General features: G+C 74.1%; 15 protein-coding genes and 1 pseudogene. 1 reads left to right on the forward strand and 15 read right to left on the reverse strand.

The annotated features are described in order from the left end of the window. The 4 genes and pseudogenes from GA0070622_RS31670 to GA0070622_RS32785 all read right to left on the reverse strand — a co-directional run. Nucleotides 1-1136: pseudogene (locus GA0070622_RS31670) on the reverse strand (hypothetical protein); the annotation flags it as partial. Next, nucleotides 1133-1447: a hypothetical protein gene (locus GA0070622_RS31675; RefSeq protein ID WP_091584372.1), complete on the reverse strand. Its 315-nt coding sequence runs from the start codon at nt 1445-1447 to the stop codon at nt 1133-1135. The gene GA0070622_RS31675 and the pseudogene GA0070622_RS31670, both read right to left, overlap by 4 nt. A gap of 1 nt (nt 1448) precedes the next feature. Continuing rightward, nucleotides 1449-3392 carry a ParB/RepB/Spo0J family partition protein gene (locus GA0070622_RS31680; protein WP_141684656.1) on the reverse strand — a complete coding sequence of 648 codons (1944 nt, stop codon included), beginning with the start codon at nt 3390-3392 and terminating at the stop codon, nt 1449-1451. Between the two features lie 82 nt (nt 3393-3474). Further along, the gene (locus GA0070622_RS32785) at nt 3475-3804 is read right to left on the reverse strand and encodes a GntR family transcriptional regulator (protein WP_176710620.1); all 330 of its coding nucleotides are present in this window, start codon (nt 3802-3804) and stop codon (nt 3475-3477) included. A gap of 168 nt (nt 3805-3972) precedes the next feature. Here GA0070622_RS32785 and GA0070622_RS32790 point away from each other — a divergent pair, with 168 nt between their 5' ends. Beyond that, nucleotides 3973-4866 carry a ParA family protein gene (locus GA0070622_RS32790; protein WP_176710621.1) on the forward strand — a complete coding sequence of 298 codons (894 nt, stop codon included), beginning with the start codon at nt 3973-3975 and terminating at the stop codon, nt 4864-4866. 670 nt (nt 4867-5536) lie between these two features. Here GA0070622_RS32790 and GA0070622_RS33540 read toward each other — a convergent pair. The 11 genes from GA0070622_RS33540 to GA0070622_RS33385 all read right to left on the reverse strand — a co-directional run bounded on the left by GA0070622_RS33540 (nt 5537) and on the right by GA0070622_RS33385 (nt 17624). Beyond that, nucleotides 5537-7543, reverse strand: coding sequence for a hypothetical protein (locus GA0070622_RS33540; protein WP_281187074.1), 2007 nt, complete (start codon nt 7541-7543; stop codon nt 5537-5539). A gap of 580 nt (nt 7544-8123) precedes the next feature. Further along, nucleotides 8124-8378, reverse strand: a complete 255-nt coding sequence (locus GA0070622_RS31700) for a hypothetical protein (RefSeq protein WP_091584381.1) — start codon at nt 8376-8378, stop codon at nt 8124-8126. Continuing rightward, the gene (locus GA0070622_RS31705; RefSeq protein ID WP_091584385.1) at nt 8375-8788 is read right to left on the reverse strand and encodes a hypothetical protein; all 414 of its coding nucleotides are present in this window, start codon (nt 8786-8788) and stop codon (nt 8375-8377) included. Before GA0070622_RS31705 ends, GA0070622_RS31700 begins: the two co-directional genes overlap by 4 nt. Nucleotides 8789-8797: 9 nt before the next feature. Continuing rightward, nucleotides 8798-9532 (reverse strand): Pycsar system effector family protein, encoded by a 735-nt coding sequence (locus GA0070622_RS31710; RefSeq protein WP_091584389.1) that lies wholly within the window; start codon nt 9530-9532, stop codon nt 8798-8800. Between the two features lie 82 nt (nt 9533-9614). Beyond that, on the reverse strand, nt 9615-10055 hold the full coding sequence (locus GA0070622_RS31715; protein WP_091584392.1) for a hypothetical protein: 441 nt from the start codon (nt 10053-10055) through the stop codon (nt 9615-9617). A 64-nt stretch (nt 10056-10119) separates the two neighbouring features. Beyond that, on the reverse strand, nt 10120-10791 hold the full coding sequence (locus GA0070622_RS31720) for a hypothetical protein (protein ID WP_091584396.1): 672 nt from the start codon (nt 10789-10791) through the stop codon (nt 10120-10122). A 56-nt stretch (nt 10792-10847) separates the two neighbouring features. After that, on the reverse strand, nt 10848-13265 hold the full coding sequence (locus GA0070622_RS31725; protein ID WP_091584400.1) for an FtsK/SpoIIIE family DNA translocase: 2418 nt from the start codon (nt 13263-13265) through the stop codon (nt 10848-10850). 100 nt (nt 13266-13365) lie between these two features. Further along, the gene (locus GA0070622_RS31730) at nt 13366-15297 is read right to left on the reverse strand and encodes an ATP-binding protein (RefSeq protein ID WP_091584405.1); all 1932 of its coding nucleotides are present in this window, start codon (nt 15295-15297) and stop codon (nt 13366-13368) included. A gap of 115 nt (nt 15298-15412) precedes the next feature. After that, nucleotides 15413-16702, reverse strand: coding sequence for a hypothetical protein (locus tag GA0070622_RS31735; RefSeq protein ID WP_091584409.1), 1290 nt, complete (start codon nt 16700-16702; stop codon nt 15413-15415). Next, nucleotides 16699-17154: a hypothetical protein gene (locus GA0070622_RS31740; protein WP_091584413.1), complete on the reverse strand. Its 456-nt coding sequence runs from the start codon at nt 17152-17154 to the stop codon at nt 16699-16701. Before GA0070622_RS31740 ends, GA0070622_RS31735 begins: the two co-directional genes overlap by 4 nt. A 14-nt stretch (nt 17155-17168) precedes the next feature. Further along, nucleotides 17169-17624, reverse strand: a complete 456-nt coding sequence (locus GA0070622_RS33385; RefSeq protein ID WP_245667049.1) for a hypothetical protein — start codon at nt 17622-17624, stop codon at nt 17169-17171. Nucleotides 17625-17642 lie beyond the last annotated feature (18 nt).

The following is a 17642-nucleotide window of genomic DNA, read 5'->3' on the forward strand; positions in this document are numbered from 1 at the left end:
CCGAGGTACAGCGCCCCACGGGCCGCCTCTCGGGCACCGGTGGCGAAGGTCCGCAGTTTGGTGGCCAGTTCCCGGGCCTGCTCCGGGGTGTGCTGGGCGGTGTAGGGCTGCCAGAAGTCGGCGGCGGGGTCTTCGTCGCCTTCCACACCGGTGACGGCGACCCGGGTCGCGCCGTCGTGGTCGACCAGGTCCATCCACAGCGTCCCGGTGTCCCCGCCGGCCTCCCGCATCGCTGTGGTGGCCACGTGGCGGCGGGTCGCCGGTCCGGCGGCGGGCTGCTTGTCGCGCAGCAGCCCCAGGAGGTTCCGCACGGTGACCGGCAGCTCGTCGTCGACGACGGTCACCTTCTCCCGGGCCAGGTCGGCGTCGCCGGCGAGAAGGTGCTCCAGCCGGTCGGCGGCCCGGCTCCACTTGGTGGGCTTCGCCGGGAGGTGGCCGGCCTCGGCGAGGTCGGCCAGCTCGTCGAGGTGCGCGGCGGCGGTCTCCGCCTCGGCCGGGTCCAGGTGCGGGGCGGCGTAGCCCGTCGGCTGCCCGCTGTCGACGTCCTCGGCGTTGGTGACTGGGTTCCAGCGGTGTGGGGAGGTGCCGACCGCGACGTACCGGCCGCCGTCCCACGAGGCGCCGCCGTCGCCGTAGTCCATCAGGGCGAGGGTGGTGGCGGGGCCGGCCGCGGCGGGCACCTGGTCGGTGCCGTGGCAGGTGTCGCCGTCGGCGTAGCCGAGCAGGTCGCCCACGGCGGCCGGCGGGCCGTACGCCGTGGTGGTGTCCGGGCCGGTGGGGCTCGTCGACGCGGTCGGGGTGGAGCCGTCGCCCATCAGGATCTCCTTGCTCGCCAGGGTGCCGGCGTCAGTGACCGTGTCGGCCACCTGTCCGTCGTGGTTGTTGAAGTCGGCCAGGGCGGCGCGCAGCTGCTCGGCGGCGGTGGCCACGGCCGCCTGGGCGGTGCCGCAGGCCCGGCCCGCGTCGCGCAGGTGTTCCACGGTGGATGCCTGCATGTCCAGCGCCTCGTACCGGTCGGCGGCCTCGCCCAGGACGCCGGCGATACCGCCGATCTCGTCGACCCGCTCCCCGGCGGTGGCGATCGCCGCGGCGAACGCGGCCCGGATCTGCTCCGGGCCGCTCGCGTCGAGGATCATCGCCACTCCTCGCGGGGCGGGTCGACGAGCAGCACGTCGGCCTGCCGGTCGCGCGGGATCACCACCGTCTTCTCCACGCCGTCGTGGCTGCGGATGGTGATGGCGTCGCCGTCACGGTCAAGGACAGTCCAGGCAGTGCCCCGCGGCGGCCGGGTATGCCAACTGTGGTCCCAGCCGCGGACCCGGCCGTCCGGGCCGGCCGCCCACGTCGACCCGATCGCCGGGCTGACCCACGTGTCGCCGGCGGCGAGGTCGAGCATGGGCGCCTCGCGCAGCTGCTCCCAGCCGATGCCGTGACCCTGCTCGGCCATGTCAGCACTCCCCGGTCAGGTCGGCCACGTACTCAAGCGTCGCGCCGGCGGCGCGGGCGGTCCAGCCGTGGCAGACCACGTCGGCGTCGGCCAGCACCGCGCTGGCCCACCGGCACGCCTGCTCGACGCCGGCGGCGGTCAGCGCGTCGTGGTCGGCGTGGGGCTTGTCATCCGCGAGGAGCAGCCACGCGTCGTCGACCGGGTCGAACAGCAGCCGCCACTCCCCCACCGGCCCGGGTCCACCGGCCGCCGCGGTGGGGTCGCCGGCGTGCACGGCGAGGTACGCCGGCCGGCCGGGCAGGAGCTGCCCGTCGGTCCAGCCGGTCACCTCGATGCCGTGCCGGTCAGCCAGGACCTCGGCGGCCCACGCCTGGGCGGCGTCGACGGCGTCGGGGTCGGTGAGGGGCTCGGCGTACGCGGCGGCCTGGTCGACCTGCAGGTCGTAGTGCAGCAGCCAGCAGCACGCGTCGTCGCTGTCGAAGGACAGCGAGATCCGCTGCGGCACCGCATGCCGCTCCCCGACGTCGGGCTCGCCCGCGGCGGTGTCGTCGGCGGGCGGGTCGATGGCGGCCAGGCGGGCCTGCTCCCACTCGCTCGGGGTGTAGCCGGCCTCCGTGGTGAGGCGGTGCAGCCACGCCGCGTCGCTGTGCGTCCAGGACCGGTAGGTGGCGCGGGCCTGAACCTCGCGGCGAGCCAGGGCCAGGGCGTGCGCGGCGTGCACGCGGGTGTGCCAGCCGGCGCGGCGGACCTTCTCCCACCACGTGTAGTTGGGTAGGGCCGGATCCGGGCCGACCTCGGCGGCAAGCAGCCACTTGTGGGCGAGTTGCGCGCACTCGCTGCCCGGGGCGAACAGCCACGCGTCGACGATGTCTGCCGCCGCCGGCGGCAGCTTCGGCGCCCGGGCGGCCAGCACCGCGGCGGCCTCCGCGCGGGCGGTCATGGCCTTGCGGCGTTCCCGGTCGTCGGTGATCCGCTTCTGCTCGGACTCGCTGCGGTTGTCGGCCTTCTTCGGCTTGGCGGTGCTGTAGTAGACCAGGCCGCCGTCGGTGATGGTGGCGACCAGGGTGCCGGCGTCGCGGGCCTTCGCGATCGCCTTCTTGCCCTCCAGCCGGTGGTCCCAGTAGGCGCCGCCGAACGTCTTGTACGGGTCGTCGATCAGGGTGAGGCCCTGCTCGGTGGCCTTGCGGGTCAGCGCCTGGCGGGCGATGCCGCGCTCCCGTTCCCGGCGGACCTCGTTGGCCGCCTGCGGCACCGTCCAGGTCCGGCCCGGCGGCTTCGACCGGAACTCATAGGTCGCCAGCATCACCTCCTGGTCGCCGCGGGCCGCGTCGACGTAGGCCATCGCCTCGCCGACCTCCAACGTGCGCGCGTCCACCGCGGCCGCCATCGTCTCGGGCAGGTCCAGCAGCTTCAACCGCTTCGACACGTTGGCCTGCGAGCAGCCCATCCGCGCGGCGATCTCCCGCTGCGACCGGCCAGCGGCGCGCTGGGCGGCGAACGCGCGGGCTTCCTCCATCGGGGTCAGCGGCGAGCGGGCGGTGTTCTCCGCCGTCATCACGTCCAGCTGGCCGCCCGGGTCGTCGGCGATCGCGTCCTCGCGCAGCAGCACGTTCAGCGTCGCGTCCGGGTCGCCGGCCCAGACCCGGCCGGCGGCGGTACGCCGGCGGGCGCCCATCAGCACCACCCACTCGGCGCCGGCCAGCTCGGCCGCGTACTGCGGCCACGCGCCCGCGACCCGGGCCGCGGGCAGCACCACCGGCGGCTGCAACACGCCCAGCTCCCGGATCGACTCCTCCAGCTCGGTCAGGTCGCCCAGGTCGCGGCGCGGGTTCGCCGGATGGGTCACCACACTGGCCAGCGACACCTGGCGGGCCTGCATCGGCACCGCGGCCGCCGGTTCGGGCGGCGCGTAGTCGGTGGCCGCCGATTCCACGGAATCCGTCATGATGGTGCGAGCTCCTTCACGGGAGTTGAGGGCGTGGGGCGGTCCGGGCTTGGTCGTCAGGGGCCGCCCCCGTCGCTGGTGATCAGTCCAGGTGCTTGAGCACCCGACCGAGGGCGGTCTGCGTGCTCGCCAGCTTGGTCCGCAGCTCTTCCAGGGCCTGTTTGAGCGCCGCGGTGTCCCCCGGCGCCGACGGCAAGGCCGTGACGAAGGTGCCGCGCCCCTGAACCGGGTTGAGCAGCCCCTCCTCGGCGAGCAGACCCTGCGCCTGGCGGATCGTGTTCAGCCCGGCGACGTTGTACTCCTCCTGCAACTCACTGATCCCGGGCAACGTCGAACCGACCGGCCACTCACCGGCGGCGAGCCGCCGACGCAGGTCATCGGCGATCTCCTGGTAACGCGGACTCCTTGCCATGCCGACACTATAAGACCTCTGGAACTCATAGGCAATTCTGCGCCACCAAAACGGCCAGCCAATACGCCTATGGCCGGACGCGTCGTGGTTTTCGGCACGCGTACTTGCCTGCTCTCCTGCCAGCGGAAATGCTGTCGCCCAACAACCAGGAAGAAGGGTGGGTGCGAGGTGGACGTCTACGAGCTGCTGCGCGGCCTCAGCGAGAACGAGGTCGAACTGCGGTGGAAACCAACGCGCGGCGGCCCGGTGATCCTCGCGATCTTCAGCGAGAAGGGCGGCGTCGGGAAGACCGGCCTCACCAACGGTCTGGCCGCGGTGGCAGCCAAGCATGGGCTGCGGGTGCTGGTCATCGACCTCGACCCGCGCGCTACTGCCACCAGCGAGTTGGGCGTGGAGAAGCCGGAATACTCGATCAACGACCTGCTCTACATCGACGCCAGCGACCCCAACCCTGTCGATCCGCGCGGACTGGCCGCAGACGCCATCCTTCCCGCCGGCGAGGGCTGGCCGGATAACGTGCACGTGCTCGCCGCCGAGCGCGCCCTCGGCAACCGGGAGTTCGACAACACCTCCGGCATGGAACAGCGGCTCAGGCTGTCACTGGACGGCGTCGCCGAGAACTACGACCTGGTTCTGATCGACGTGCCGCCGCGCCCCGGCGGCAAGCTGATGACCGCGGCCGCGCTCACCGCCACGCACGCTCTCCTGCCGGCGACGCTCGACGAAGACGGCTACATCGGAGTACACGACGGCCTGATCTCCCTGCGACGCGCCCGGATGAACCACGGGCTGCCGCCGCTGATCGTCGTCGGCGTCCTACGCAACATCGTGGACCGCCGCCGCAGCGGCCTCGCGGAGACTTTTGACGAGAAACTCGCCCAGGAGTACCCGCCACACTCCCCCGACGGCCCGCGGCTCCTGGACGCCGCCGTCCCGAAGTACGTCATCCGCCAGGAGTCCCGCAGCGCCCGCGTGCCGTTCACGGTGGCGGGCACCACGGAGGCCACGCTGCTCGAACGCGCATACTGCCGGACCCTCAACTGCGTCGCGGAGGTGGCCTGACCATGAGCAAGCTCCTGGGACAAGCACGCGGGCGAGCCCTCCAGCGCGCCGGTGACGCGGAACGAGACCCCGCCGAAACTGCTGTCACCACCGCCAGCAAGCCGACAAGCACTACCGCAAGCCAAGTGGGCAGCGAACAGGCGAGCGTTAAGGCTGCCTCTAAGGCAAGCAACACAGAAGGCCAGTTAGACAGCAAAGAAGCCGGCGTTATAGACAGCGTCTCGGCAAGCTATAGCGCGAGCGTAAATACCAGCAATTTCGCTAGCGGGAAAGCTGGCAACAGTGCCAGCGATTCCGGCAGCAATGCCGCTGGCGTAGCCGCTGGCCAAGATGCAATACGTTCAGCAAGCACCACAGCTAGCGCATCCGCCAGCGCACCCGCCAGCGCCGATGCAAGCAGCGAACACTGGACCGCCCACACCGGAGCCAGCACCAGTGCAAGCCGCAGCGCTGGCAAAACCGCCAGCCTTTCCGCCAGCAGAAAGGAGCGGCCAGGGCGCCGACGTGGCCGCCCACGCGGCCCGCAACGGGTAGCTCTTTCCGTACGGATCCTGACCGAGGTTGACGACGCGCTAACTCTGGCAGTGGAACGCAGCGGCCTGGGACCGCAAGAGATCGTCGAATCCGCTCTCACTGAGTGGATGAGCCGCCACGGCTACAACCGGGCCGGCTAAGCGCGATCGAGGCCAGGCGGAAGGCCGGCGCCGGGCTGGGTGACCTCGGGCCAGTCGCACTCGGCCGCCGCGACGTCGAGTAGTGCGGCCCGCTCGACGCGGCGCAGGTGCCCGGAGGTGCGGGCGCGGATCGCGGCGAGCGCGGCCTCGGCGGCCGGGCTGCGCCGTCCTGGCCAGGCCGCCTCCCACGCGCGATCGTCGTCGCCGGCGCGGGCGGCGTCCTGGTGCTCGCGCTGCGCGGCGGCCTGCGCGGCGACCAGTGCCCGCCGGTGCTCGGCGTGCCGGCGGGCCGGGTACGGCGGCGCGGCCGGGCCGGTCAGCGTTTCCTCGAGCACCGCCCGCAGGTACGCCACCGGGTCACGCGGCTGGGCCAGCAACGGCCGCGACCGGACCTGGCGGACCCAGGCGTCGAACGCCTCGGCCGTCCAGTCGCGGCCGAGCGCGCCGCCCAGCGTCGCCGCGATCCGGGGCAGGGAAGCCGAGCGCAGCCAGACCCACCGGTCCTGGAAGGCCCGTGCGAGCTCGTACGCCCACCCGGCCCACTCTGGACGTGGCCGGGGCGGTCGTGACGCGCCACGCGCCCTCTCGGGCGGCCTAGGACGCCGCACAGAGCGCGGCCCGGCGAATCCGCGATCGACTCCGGTTCTCGTTGATGAGCGCGAAGCGCCGCCTTCCCTCCGGCTTTGCCGGCCGTTCGACGGGGCGAACGTGATCGACGGTGAGATCAGCAGACCCCGAGACAAGCTGGAGTAAACACTCATAGTTGAAGACACCGTGTGGGGGGTGCGGAAATTCGTGGCCTGGTCACGGGCGTGATCGCGGGCGGCGGCGACCGCTTGGCGCATCTGCTGGCGGCGTACCCGCTCGCGGTAGTCGACCCAGCCGCCGGCGCGAGCCTCGAGTGCGTCGACGCGCTCCTGGGCGGCGGCGAGCAGACCGCGGGCGTGCTCCAGCAGGTCGGCCAGGACGTCCAGGGCGTCGGCGAGGTGCGCGGTTTGGGCGGCCGGGTTGCCGCGGTGCAGCGGGGTGATGTCGAAGACGGCGCGCGCCTGGGCGCGGCCGGTGGCGCACCGCTCGGCGTAGGACAGCCGGCGGCCCTGCTCGGTGCGGGTGCACCAGCCGAGGGCCTCGGCGCGGCGCCAGGCGTCGGTGACCGGGCGGGTGGAGTCGCAGCCGGCCAGCTCCGCGGTCGCGGCGCGGCCGGGCATGGCGCGGCGCCCGGAGCGGCGGTCGGCGTTGACGGCCATGACGGCGGTGACCCGGCCCAGCGCGGAGCGGCGCCCGCGGCGGCTGACGCGGGCGGCGCTGTCGCGGGCAAGCAGGTCCGCCAGCAGCCACACCGGCCGGCCCCAGCTGTCGCCGGCGTGAAACGCGGCCAGGGTCTCGGTGAGCCGGTCAATCCAGGCGGTCAGCTCGTCGACGCGCTCGCGGGCCTCGGCCGTCTCGGCGAGCTGCGTGAACCGCACCGCGACGGCGGCGGCCTCCAGTACCTGGGCGTGCTCGTGGTCGATGCGGGGCTGCGCCAGCCACGAGTACCCGCACAACCAGCACGTCGGCACGGGCTCCGGCTCGCCGCACGCCGCGCACCCGTCCGGCTCGTCGACGTCCAGGCGCTCGCGCAGCTCGGCCACCAGCCGGCGGCGTCGCGCAGCCTCACCGCGGTCGGTGCGGGCTCGCCAGCACGACCAGCACAGCGCGTCGGAGTCCGCGCCCTCGCGGGGCAGGCCCTGCTTGTCGCGGCCGGCGGCGGCGCAGGACACGCACGGGGTCTGCACACCGGTGGGGTAGACGGGCCGGCGACGGGCACCGGGTGGGGCGGCCAGGCGGGTCTGCCCGGCGCGGGTGGTCTCCACGAGCAGCCGCTCGTCGACCAGGTGCGTGCGGCAGCGGCGCTGTCCGGCGACCACGAGCGCGACCGCGCCGGTGGCGTAGCAGTCGGGGCAGTACCCGAGCGCCGCCACCCGGTCGGCGGACAACGCGCTCTGGTGCGGTGCCGTGATCATCGCGGCACCGTCGCAGACCGGACGGGCTTACGCCCCGCGCCAAGATCAACGACAGCGGGTCGCCCCGCCGAACGGCGGAAAGGCAACCCTGTGTGTCGGGGTGAGGTGCGTAGGGTCACCGGACCACCGCCGGTGGTTGGTGACGTGGGGGGCCGGCTGGGCGCAAGCAGGCGCCGTCGCGACACGCGGTAAACGAGTCGAGAGACAAGAGTGCACCCAGCCCGAAGGTGGGTGCTATGGTGTCCTCCGAGCTTGGTAAGAGCCTCAGACCCTCCACTCGCGGCCAAACGAAAGAGGGGTTTGGGGCTCTCTTGCTGTCTGCAGTTAGGGGTTGAGCGCGGGCGCTCCCTCAAGATCGAATTCGGCGCGGTAGGCGCGTGACCCGTGGATCTTACGGTGACTTTCGCGCCGGCAGGGGTCCCAACACGCGTGGCCGCCGTTAGTCCTGTGTGGATCTCGAACAGGATTGGACACATATCGGGATGAGTCGGGCTACCTTGCTCGGAACGGGTTTTCGGGCACGGGCGTGGTGACGGGCGGCCCGGTGCGGCGGGCCGCCCGTACGCGTCGTGAAGGGCTCTCACGCGGGCAGGTGGATGGTGTCGCAGTGCACGGCGGTGCCGTCGCCGTCGTGGGCGTACAGCTCGCCGTAGCGGTCGGCGGGGCCGTCGACGGCGGCGAGCAGTCGGGCGGCCTGGTGGCAGGCGGCGTCGACGTCGGCGGCGGTGAAGTAGGTAACGGCCCGCGGGTTGTCGGGCTCGGGGTCGGTGACGACGTCGAGGCGGTACTCGTCGGTGGTGCCGGTGACGTAGGTGGTGAACGGGCGGCGGGTCATCGGGTCGCCGCCGGGGTGTGTGGGGCGTAGCCGGTGGTGAAGGGCCCGTCGGCGTGCGAGACGGTCCAGCGCAGTCGGCGGGCGGTGAGCCAGGAGCCGGTGCGGCTGGCGAGGTCGCGGTGCCAGCGCCGGGTGCCCGGGTCGCCGCCGTCGGTGGTGAAGGCGAGCAGGAGGTAGCCGCCGGGGATGCCGGCGTCGGGGTCGCCGGGGTGCCGGCCGCCGGTGAGCGGGAAGTGCACGGAGGCGAGCGCGCCGACGCCCTGCTCGGGCAGGGTTTGCAGCATGTGGACGCGGCCGTGGTCGACCAGGTGCCAGCGGCCGTCGCGGGGCAGGCCGAGCACGTCGCGGGCGACGGCGAACAGCTCGTAGGCGTCGACCGGGTCGTCGACGACGATCGTGGTGGTCACCATGGGCGCGCCTCACCGGCCCCAGATCGCGAGGGCGGCGGTGGCGGCCGCGCCGGCGTAGCCGGCGAGCAGCAGCGGCACCGCGCGGGCGATCGCGGTGTATTTGGCGCGGGTGGCGCGGGAGAGCCACCACAGTTCGCGGGCGCGGGTCAGCGGGGTCATCTGCGCGACCTGGTCGGTGTCGCCGCCGGCGACGCGGGCCAGGACGTCGGTGGGGGTGTCGGCGTCGGCGTAGGCGACGAAGCCGAAGTCCCCGCCCAGGCGGGGTCGGGAGGACAACATCAGCAGCACCACGGCGGCGAGGACCACCACGGCGGTCACCGCACCGGCGGCGAGGGCGGCGGCCGGGAGGCGGCCGTCGGCTGCGGCGCTGCCGAGCACGGCCAGGCCGGCGCCGAGCAGCACCCCGGCGGTCTGCAGGTAGCCGCCCGCCTTGGGGTCGATGCGCAGCAGCTCGCCGCGCACGGTGGTGACCTCGGCGTCCAGGGCGGCGGTGACGGTGCCCCGGCCGCAGGCGGCGGCGTGCGCGCCGGCGCGGGCGAGGATCTCCAGGTCGGAGAAGTCGCGGTCGGTGTGCCCGCAGCCGGTGCACCGGGAGGCGCTGTCGGCGAGGCTGGTGGAGATCTCCACGAGCACGGCGTGGGCTCCGGCGGTGGGGATCTGGAAGTGGCGGCGCTGGCGGCGGGGGTCGTGGTCGCTGGCGTAGGCCGCGCCGAGGTAGGTCGGGTCACCCGGATCGGGCACCATAGTGGGTAGCTCCTTCGTCTGATGCGGACAGGGGAGTGGCGGGCGGCCCGGCTTTGCAGAGCAGGGGGCCGCCCGCGCGGCGTTACTGGCTGGTCGAGTAGGTGGGGGAGTCCGGGCGCGGGTACGCCTCGGCCCGGCAGAAGTGGTCGTAGCCGCACCAGTCCCAGATCGCCATGCCGGGGCGCAGCGGCCGGGTGCGCTCGTCGGCGACGATCTGCTCGGCGTCGGCGGTCCAGTCGACGCCGGTGGCGATCGCGGCGACGGCGGCCTGGTCGACGTGCCGGGCGCACAGCCGGCGGGCGAGGGCCTGGCCGCTGGGCAGGTGGGTCAGGCTGTAGCGGCCGTCCAGGCGCTGCCCGTTGTCGTCGAGGGTGACGTTGATGGCCAGGCCCGGGGCGACGGGCCAGCCGGTGACCACGACGGACCGGATGTAGGGGTCTTCGGGGTCGTTGTCGCTGACGTACAGCCGCACCGGGACCGTCGAGACGGTGGCCTTGGTCGTCGGGGTGGTCGTGGTGGTCATAACTCCTCCTCAATGAGTGCTATCGGCGGGTCGGCGGAAAAGGGGGCGCGGCGGCCGGGTTCGGTCAGTACGTGGTGTCGGCGGCCGCGCGGCGGGCGCGGCGGTCGGTGAGGCTGTCCAGGACGTCGCCGAGGGAGACTCGGCGGGTGGCGGTGTAGGCGAGCAGGGACAGGGTCAGCCACACCACGGCGGTGAGCCCGGCCGCGGCGGGGCCGGCGCCGGCGGGGGCGCCGAGGTAGGCGGCGGTGCCGGTGAGGGCGCCGATGGCGGCCCAGCCGATGCGGCCGTAGGTGGATCCAGTCACGGCGGCGGCGTAGAGCACGCCGACGGCGACCAGCCAGGCGATCCAGGCGTCGCGGCCGCCGGCGGGCAGGCCGGTGGTGTGCGCGTCGAGGTAGGCGCGTACCGGGTCGGAGATCGATCGGGTGATCGGCCCGTCGGTGATCCAGCCGCCGAGGGCGGGGGCGGCGTCGCCGACGGCGGTGGCGGCCGCGCCGAGCCCGGCCAGCAGCCCGGCGATGACGACCCAGAGCAGCCACAGCAGGCCGCCGGTCACGGCCAGGGCGAGCAGCGCGGCCACGCCGAGCGGCCAGTTGTCGCGCACGAACAGCGCGGCGCGGTTGTCGCGCCACCAGTCGGTCAGCGCCCGCCAGCGGCCGGTGCCGGCCTCGGTGGCGCGGATGTGGTCGATGGGAGCGAGGTCGAGGTCCTGCTCGCCGGAGGTGGGGGTGTGCACTGAGGTCTCTCCTTCGTCGTGGTGGAACCGGTCAAGCGGGTCGGGTGGGGGTCGGGTCAGCGGCGGGCGCCGCCGCGGGGGAACGCCAGCACGGTCGCGCCGGCGTCGTCGTCGGTGTTGGCGGGTTGGTCGCCGAGGGCGGTAAGCAGGTCGGGCAACTCGTCGACGGTCACGAGGACGTCGCGGGCTTTGGAGCCTTCGGAGGGGCCGACCACGCGCAGCTCGTGGAGGGTGTCCATGAGGCGGCCGGCTTTGGCGAAGCCGATGCGCAGCTTGCGTTGCAGCATCGAGGTGGACCCGAACTGGCTGGTGACGATCAGGTCGGCGGCCTCGCGCAGCAGGGCCCGCTCGTCGTCGTCGAGCCCGTCGATGACCTCGGGGTCGACGGCCGGGTCGGCCGGGGCCTTGGCGGGCGGCGTCATGACGGCGGCCGGCGCGGCGGGTCGCGGCCCGGCGGTGGCCTGGGCGCGCCAGTGGTCGACGACGGCGCTGATTTCGGCTTCGGACACCCATGCGCCCTGGATGCGGGTGGGTCGGCCGGCGCCCATGGGCAGGAACAGGCCGTCGCCTTGGCCGAGGAGCTTCTCCGCGCCGGGCTGGTCGAGGATCACCCGGGAGTCGGGCAGGGAGGCGGTGGCGAACGCGAGCCGGGACGGCACGTTGGCCTTGATCAGCCCGGTGACCACGTCCACCGAGGGCCGCTGAGTCGCGAGGACGAGGTGGATGCCGGCGGCGCGGGCGAGCTGGGTGATCCGCACGACCGAGTCCTCGACGTCGCGGGGCGCGACCATCATCAGGTCGGCCAGCTCGTCGACGACGACCACCAGGTACGGGTACGGCTCGCACGTGCGCTGGCTGCCGGCGGGGGCGGTGATCTGCCCGGTGCGGACCTTGCGGTTGTACTCGTCGACGTGGCGCACGCCGTGGGCGGCCATGTCGTCGTAGCGCATGTCCATCTCCCGCACCACCCACTCCAGCGAGTCGGCCGCCTTGCGCGCGTTGGTGACGACGGGGGTGACCAGGTGGGGGATGCCCTCGTAGGCGGTCAGCTCGACGCGCTTGGGGTCGATCAGCAGCAGCCGCACCTCGGCCGGTGTCGCCCTCGTGAGCAGCGACACGAGCAGGGTGTTGAGGCAGCCGGACTTCCCGGATCCGGTGGCGCCGCCCAGGAGCAGGTGCGGCATGGTCGCGAGGTTCGCGGTGACCGGCTTGCCGTCGATGTCCTTGCCCAGGCCGACCAGCAGCCGGTGCCCGTCGCGGGCGGCGCGGGAGCGGATGACGTCGCCGAGGGTCACCGTCTCGCGGTGGGCGTTGGGCACCTCCACGCCGATGGCGCTCTTGCCCGGGACGGTGGCGACGATCGGCACGGTCTCGGTGCCCAGGGCGTAGCCGAAGTTGCGGGCTAGGCCGGTGATCCGCTCGACCTTCACGCCGGGGCCGATGGTGATGTCGTGGCGGGTCACGGCCGGGCCGCGGCGGTGGCCGCTGACGCGGGCGTTGAGTTTGAAGTCGGTCAGCACGCCCTGCAGGGCCGTGGCCGCCGCGGCCGTGGCCGCCGCGCCGTCGGCGGGCCGTACGCCGGCGGCGAGCAGGTCCAGCGGCGGCAGCTGGTAGCCGCCCGCCGTCACCGGCGACGCGGCGGCCGCGGCCTCGGGCGTGGTGGCCACGGTGGGCTGGCGGCGCGGCAGCGGCGGGCGGGCCGCGGATTCCGCGGAATCAGCCGCCGGGGCCGGGCCGGCCGCGGCGGCGGCGGGCGGGTGCGGGGCGGGCGGCGCGTCGAGTGCGTCGTCCTGGTCGACGTCGTCGGGCCCGTCGAGGTCTTCGTCGGCGGGCAGGGCGGGGCGGCGGCGGGCGGCGGCGATAGTGGTGACCACGGCGACCGGGGTGATGCCGGTGGCGGCGGTGAGCCCGGCGGCGACCAGGCCGAGCAGCACCGGGACCGCGCCCCATCCGCTGAGCACCGCGTCGAGTGCGCCGGTGAGCCGGCCGAGTAGGCCGCCCGCGCCGGTGGTGGCCAGGTCGAGCAGGCCGGCGAGGCCGGCGGCGGTGAGCAGGGTGCCGGCGGCCTGGGCGAGGATCCGCACGGTGTGGGTGCCGGCGGGGTGGCGCATCGCCTGCACGGCGAGCCAGATCAACGGCGCCGGCGCGGCGAGGGCGAGGTGACCGAGCAGCCCCTCGGCGATGCCGGCGGGGACGTCGAGGAGCTGGCCGGGCCAGCCGGCGGGGTGGGTCCACACGGCGGCCGCGGTGACCAGGCCGGTGATCAGCAGCGCGAGGCCGGCGGTGTCGTGCCCGGGCGCGTCGACGTCGGGGGTGCGGTGGGGGCTGGGCAGCTTGCGGGCGGCCCGGCCGGCGCCGCGGGCGGTGCCGTGCCAGGCCGTACGGGCGGCCAGGCCGGCACGGCGGGCGAACTCGGCGCCATGGTCGACCTCGGGCTGCTTTTTGCTGGGGCGGCGGCGGGCGGTGCTGGCCATCAGGGGTCTCCTTGTCCGGACCGGGCGTACGGCAGGGGGTCGGGGTGGGCTTGGCGGCCGCCGCGACAGCCGACCCTGTGGTCGGCTGTCACGGTGGCGGTCAGGCCGAGATGGTGAACGGGCCGCCGCGCTGCGCGGGCGGGGTGATCCGGCCGGTGTCCTTGAGCCGGCCGAGCAGGGCGTAGAGCTGCGACTGCTCGACGGGGCAGTCCGGCCGGTCGAGCAGCGCCTGCGCGGAGGCCGGGCCGCGGCGCAGGCACGCCAGGACCCACTCGGCGGGAGTCTGCGGGGCGATCTGCTCCACCACCGTGGTGGTCTTGCGGCCGGCGCCGAACGCGGCGCGCAGCTTGTCCACCGCGCTACCGCCACCGGTGACCGCGGTCGCCTTCGCGTCGGGGGAGCGCTGGCCGGGCAGCACGATCTTGCTGGCCGGGTCGATCTCGGGGACGTTCCAGCGCACCGGGACCCGGGGGGCGGCCGCGGCGGCGGCGGCCTCGTCGAGGTGCGGGACGCGGCAGAGCATGCCGACGCGGGCGCCGGTGCGCAGGTAGCCCATGCCGGCGGTGGTCTTGCCGTCGATCTCCGGCTGCAGGGCGAACGGGTTGCCGACGAAGTCGTCGGGCAGGATCGTCGAGCCCGACCCCCGGTTGGACAGGCGCAGCACGAGGGCGTTGCCCGCGACCAGGGCGTCACGCAGGCGGATCGACCCGCCGAGGGAGCGCATCTGCGGAAGCTGGGTGGCCAGCACGAAGAAGACGCCGGTCTTGCGCATCGTCTCGGCGGCCTGCTCGGCCAGGGCCACGATCGGGGTGTTCGGGATCAGCACGAGCTGGCACTCGTCGACGATGACCCCGAAGATGCGCAGGCCGAGGGCCTTCACGCGAGGGTCGTTCTCGTCGAAGGCCTCGACGCCGGCGTCAGCCAGGAGCTTCGAGCGGCGCATGATCTCGGCGTGCACCCGCCGGAACAGCAGCGCGGTCTTCTCCGCGCCGGAGTGGTACTCGACGGCGTCTTTCCACGCCGGCAGGGACTGCCCGTTCTGCGGGTCGCCCACGGCGACCTGAATGCCGGCGTCGAGCAGGTTCGCGATGAGCGCCCCCAGTGCCCGGGACTTGCCGGTGCCGATGGAGCCGACGACCAGACCACCAACCACCCCGGCGCCGGGTCGGGACACCACCCAGTGGCCGGGGGAGCCGTCGGTGAACCGGGCGAGCTCCAGACGGCCATTGGCGTAGGTGGGGCCGGTCCACGGCACGCCGTCGGCGATGTAGGACCGCTCGACCAGGACCACCCGCACCCACGCCCGCTTGCCGGTGGAGCGCCAGCCGACCGCGCCCTCGTTGAGGTCCAGGGCGACCTCCACGTCCGGGCCGGACTTGAACAGCGGGCCGGGCTTCGTGCCCGGCGTGAGACGCACCAGGGCCTCGGTGACCCCGGGGCGCGGCTCGACCACCTGAACGACGGTGGTGCCCTCGCACACCTTCGCCGCGATCACCTCGTACTCCCAGCGGCGCTGCCAGTGCGCGGTCAGCGGGTCGATCACCTCGGCGGCCGGTTCGGCGGCCAGCACCGGCGCCGGAGCCTGCTCGGGAGCGCGGTGGCGCAGGTGGTGCCACCACGGCCAGCCCAACACCACCCCGAGCAGGGTCGGCACCGCGATCGTGAGGGTGGGGTGCGCGGCCATCGCGGCCTGCCCGCCAGCGGCGACCGTCGCGACGGCGTACCCGCCGAGCACGATCGCGATCGCGGCCCGCCACGCCCGCACCGTGCGGGAACGGGCCCGCCACCCGGCCGCGGTGGCGGCGATCGCGAGGGCGAGGATCCCCACGGTCTGCCACGACAGTCCGAGCGGGCCGGCGACCCACGCCACGGCCAGCTCGGCGGCGACCCAGTAGAAGGGAAACAGCCGGCGCCAGCTGCGCTTGACCAGGGTGGCCACGGCGTAGGCGGTGACGGCGAACAGGGCGGTCAACGCGCGGCCGAGCTTGGCCAGGCGGTCCGCGCGGATCTCGTCAGCGGTCCGGGTCGACATCGCAGGGCTCCTTCACATCAGGGGGACGGGGGGTTCGTTCGGGTACTGGCGCTCTCCGCGGTCCGCCGACGCGCCTTCACGCGCCGACGGGCCACGGACGCCGTCAGACCTTTGGTCAGCCGACCAGGACTTCCTTGCTGGCGACGTTGCCGCCGGCGTCGGCGACCACGTCGGCGACCTGGCCGTCCTTGCTGTTGAAGTCGCCCAGGGCGGCCTGCAGCTCCTCCTGGGCGCTGTTGAGCGCCGCGTGCGCGGCGGCGAACTGCTCGGCGGCGTCCCGCAGGTGCCCGACCGTCGACGCGGCCATCTCCAGGCCCTCGTAGCGGTCGGCGGCCTCGGTCAGCACGCCGGCGATCCCGCCGATCTGCTCCGCCTGCTCCCCGGCGGACTCGGCCGCCTGGGTGAACGCCGCGCGGATCTCCTCCGGACCAGTGGCTTCCAGGTTCACGGTCAACTCCCTCAATCGTTCGGTGGTGCTGGACGTGGTGCCGGTCGCCGGGTCGGCGGCCGGGTGGTGCTGCTCATCCCCGGCGTCGCCGCCGGTGCTCGTGGTGTCCGCGTCGCTCGCGGAGTCGGTGGCGCACCGGTGGCCCACCGATGCCTCCTCCGCGGCCTCGAACGACGCGAAGCCCTCGGATCGCTCGCCGCAGCGGCCGCACCGCCACCCGAACCGCGGCCGGAGGCGGGGTGCCGTGCAGGTGGGGCCGCACGGGGTCAGGCAGTAGGGGTGCTGGTCGGTGTGGACCACCCCCGGCGCCGACTCCCCGCGGTCTCCGCCGGCCGGTTCGCCGGCGGCAGCCACGGGGGCCGGGTCGGTGGCGTCCTGGGCGCCGCCGGGGATCACCCGCAGCGCCGGCCGCCGCGGCCCCTGCTCGCCGTCGGTGGGGGTGGCGGCTGATTCGGCGGAATCGGTGTCGGCGGCCGGGGCCGGCTCGGCACCGGTGTACTGCTCGGGATGCTCGGTGCGGGTGTGCTCCCGGCCGGCGCCCTGGGCGTTGGCCTCGATCCGGTACGGCCGGCTCGCCCACCCGCACAGGTCGCAGTCGGCGTACCAGCGGCCGTCGTCGTCGACGTCGGTGACGACCCCGTCGACGGCCTGGGCGCCGCGCTTGCGAGCCAGCGCCCGGCGGCGGCGGGCGCGGGCCTTCTCGGTGGCGTCCTCGATCAGCCCGGCGAGGTAGCCGTCCGCGGCGGCCACCGCACCGCCACCGGCCCGGCCGGGGCCGGCCGAGGCGCTCGCCCCGGCCGACCCGTCGGCGGTGGCCTTCTGGGCGGCGGCCTGCTGGCGGGCGCGGGCCTGCCGGCGCGGGGACTGCTTGCCCCGCACCGCGTAGGCGGCGTCCTCGAACAACAGCACGGCGATCTTCGCCACCGCCAGGTAAACCAGAACGTCGAAGAAGATCACTGGACCACGTCCCGGATCGTCTCGCCGAGACCGCCGAGGACCATCGGCAGCAGCAGCGCGCAGGCCAGCGCGACGTGCGGCAGGTGCTTCTTGAAGCCGCCGCCGCCGCCACCGCCAGCGCCCTTGCCGCCGGCGGCGCCCTTACCGGCGCCGCCGGCCTTGCCGCCCTTGCCGCGCAGGAACACCACCACGACGATCCCGAGCGCGAGTGCCAGCGCGCTGGGGATGGCCACGGCGACCTGCTTGGTGTCCTGACCGATCCAGTCGCCGATCGGTCCGGAGATCTTCCCGATGCCGGCAGCGAGCCACTTGTTGATCTGCTTGACGATCGCGCCGGCGAGCAGGCCGCCGACCATCAGGCCCGCGAGAACTCGTAGGCGGGGGGTGAAGTGGAAGAACACCGCCAGGGCGATGTAGACGACGCCCAGGAGCACGAGGGCTGCGCTGGTCATGACAGGTGCCTCCTCTACAGGGTTGCGATGAACACGGCGGCCACCGCGGCGGCGGCCAGCGTGCGCAGGGGGTGGGCCAGGACCCACGAGGCCAGGTGCAGCAGCCCGCGGGGGATGAGGACCAGGACGGCCCAGCAGGCCATCGCGATCGCGTGGGCGTCGGAGCCCTCGCGGGCGCGGCCGGCCTGGCCGACGAGGTCGGCCAGCGGCTCCGGGGAGCCGGTCCAGACGGCGGTGACGCTGTCCCAGTCCCCCGGAATGTCACGCAGAGTTATTCCGGTGCCGGAGTTGGGGCCGGAAGAGGCCGGTTCGGTTCGTGTGGTTTCGTCCTGGTTGGATTCCGGTAGGGGAGGGGCCGGAAGGGCCTCCTGCCTCGGCGGAGCCAGAGAAATCACGTCCGCCTCGCGCCGGAATGGAATTCGCGGCATCGGTGACGGTCGGTAGTTTTCCTCGGCGGGTAGGGCGCTCACCAGATCACCTCCTGGGTG

It is taken from the genome of Micromonospora sediminicola (assembly GCF_900089585.1).
In the GTDB taxonomy this organism is placed as follows: Bacteria; Actinomycetota; Actinomycetes; order Mycobacteriales; family Micromonosporaceae; genus Micromonospora; species Micromonospora sediminicola.

Bases quoted from the DNA above. Each gene is read 5' to 3' on its own strand.
- GA0070622_RS31675 (WP_091584372.1), bottom strand. From the start codon at position 1,447: ATGGCCGAGCAGGGTCACGGCATCGGCTGGGAGCAGCTGCGCGAGGCG.
- GA0070622_RS31680 (WP_141684656.1), bottom strand. From the start codon at position 3,392: ATGACGGATTCCGTGGAATCGGCGGCCACCGACTACGCGCCGCCCGAA.
- GA0070622_RS32785 (WP_176710620.1), bottom strand. From the start codon at position 3,804: ATGGCAAGGAGTCCGCGTTACCAGGAGATCGCCGATGACCTGCGTCGG.
- GA0070622_RS33540 (WP_281187074.1), bottom strand. From the start codon at position 7,543: ATGATCACGGCACCGCACCAGAGCGCGTTGTCCGCCGACCGGGTGGCG.
- GA0070622_RS31700 (WP_091584381.1), bottom strand. From the start codon at position 8,378: ATGACCCGCCGCCCGTTCACCACCTACGTCACCGGCACCACCGACGAG.
- GA0070622_RS31705 (WP_091584385.1), bottom strand. From the start codon at position 8,788: ATGGTGACCACCACGATCGTCGTCGACGACCCGGTCGACGCCTACGAG.
- GA0070622_RS31710 (WP_091584389.1), bottom strand. From the start codon at position 9,532: ATGGTGCCCGATCCGGGTGACCCGACCTACCTCGGCGCGGCCTACGCC.
- GA0070622_RS31715 (WP_091584392.1), bottom strand. From the start codon at position 10,055: ATGACCACCACGACCACCCCGACGACCAAGGCCACCGTCTCGACGGTC.
- GA0070622_RS31725 (WP_091584400.1), bottom strand. From the start codon at position 13,265: ATGGCCAGCACCGCCCGCCGCCGCCCCAGCAAAAAGCAGCCCGAGGTC.
- GA0070622_RS31730 (WP_091584405.1), bottom strand. From the start codon at position 15,297: ATGTCGACCCGGACCGCTGACGAGATCCGCGCGGACCGCCTGGCCAAG.
- GA0070622_RS31740 (WP_091584413.1), bottom strand. From the start codon at position 17,154: ATGACCAGCGCAGCCCTCGTGCTCCTGGGCGTCGTCTACATCGCCCTG.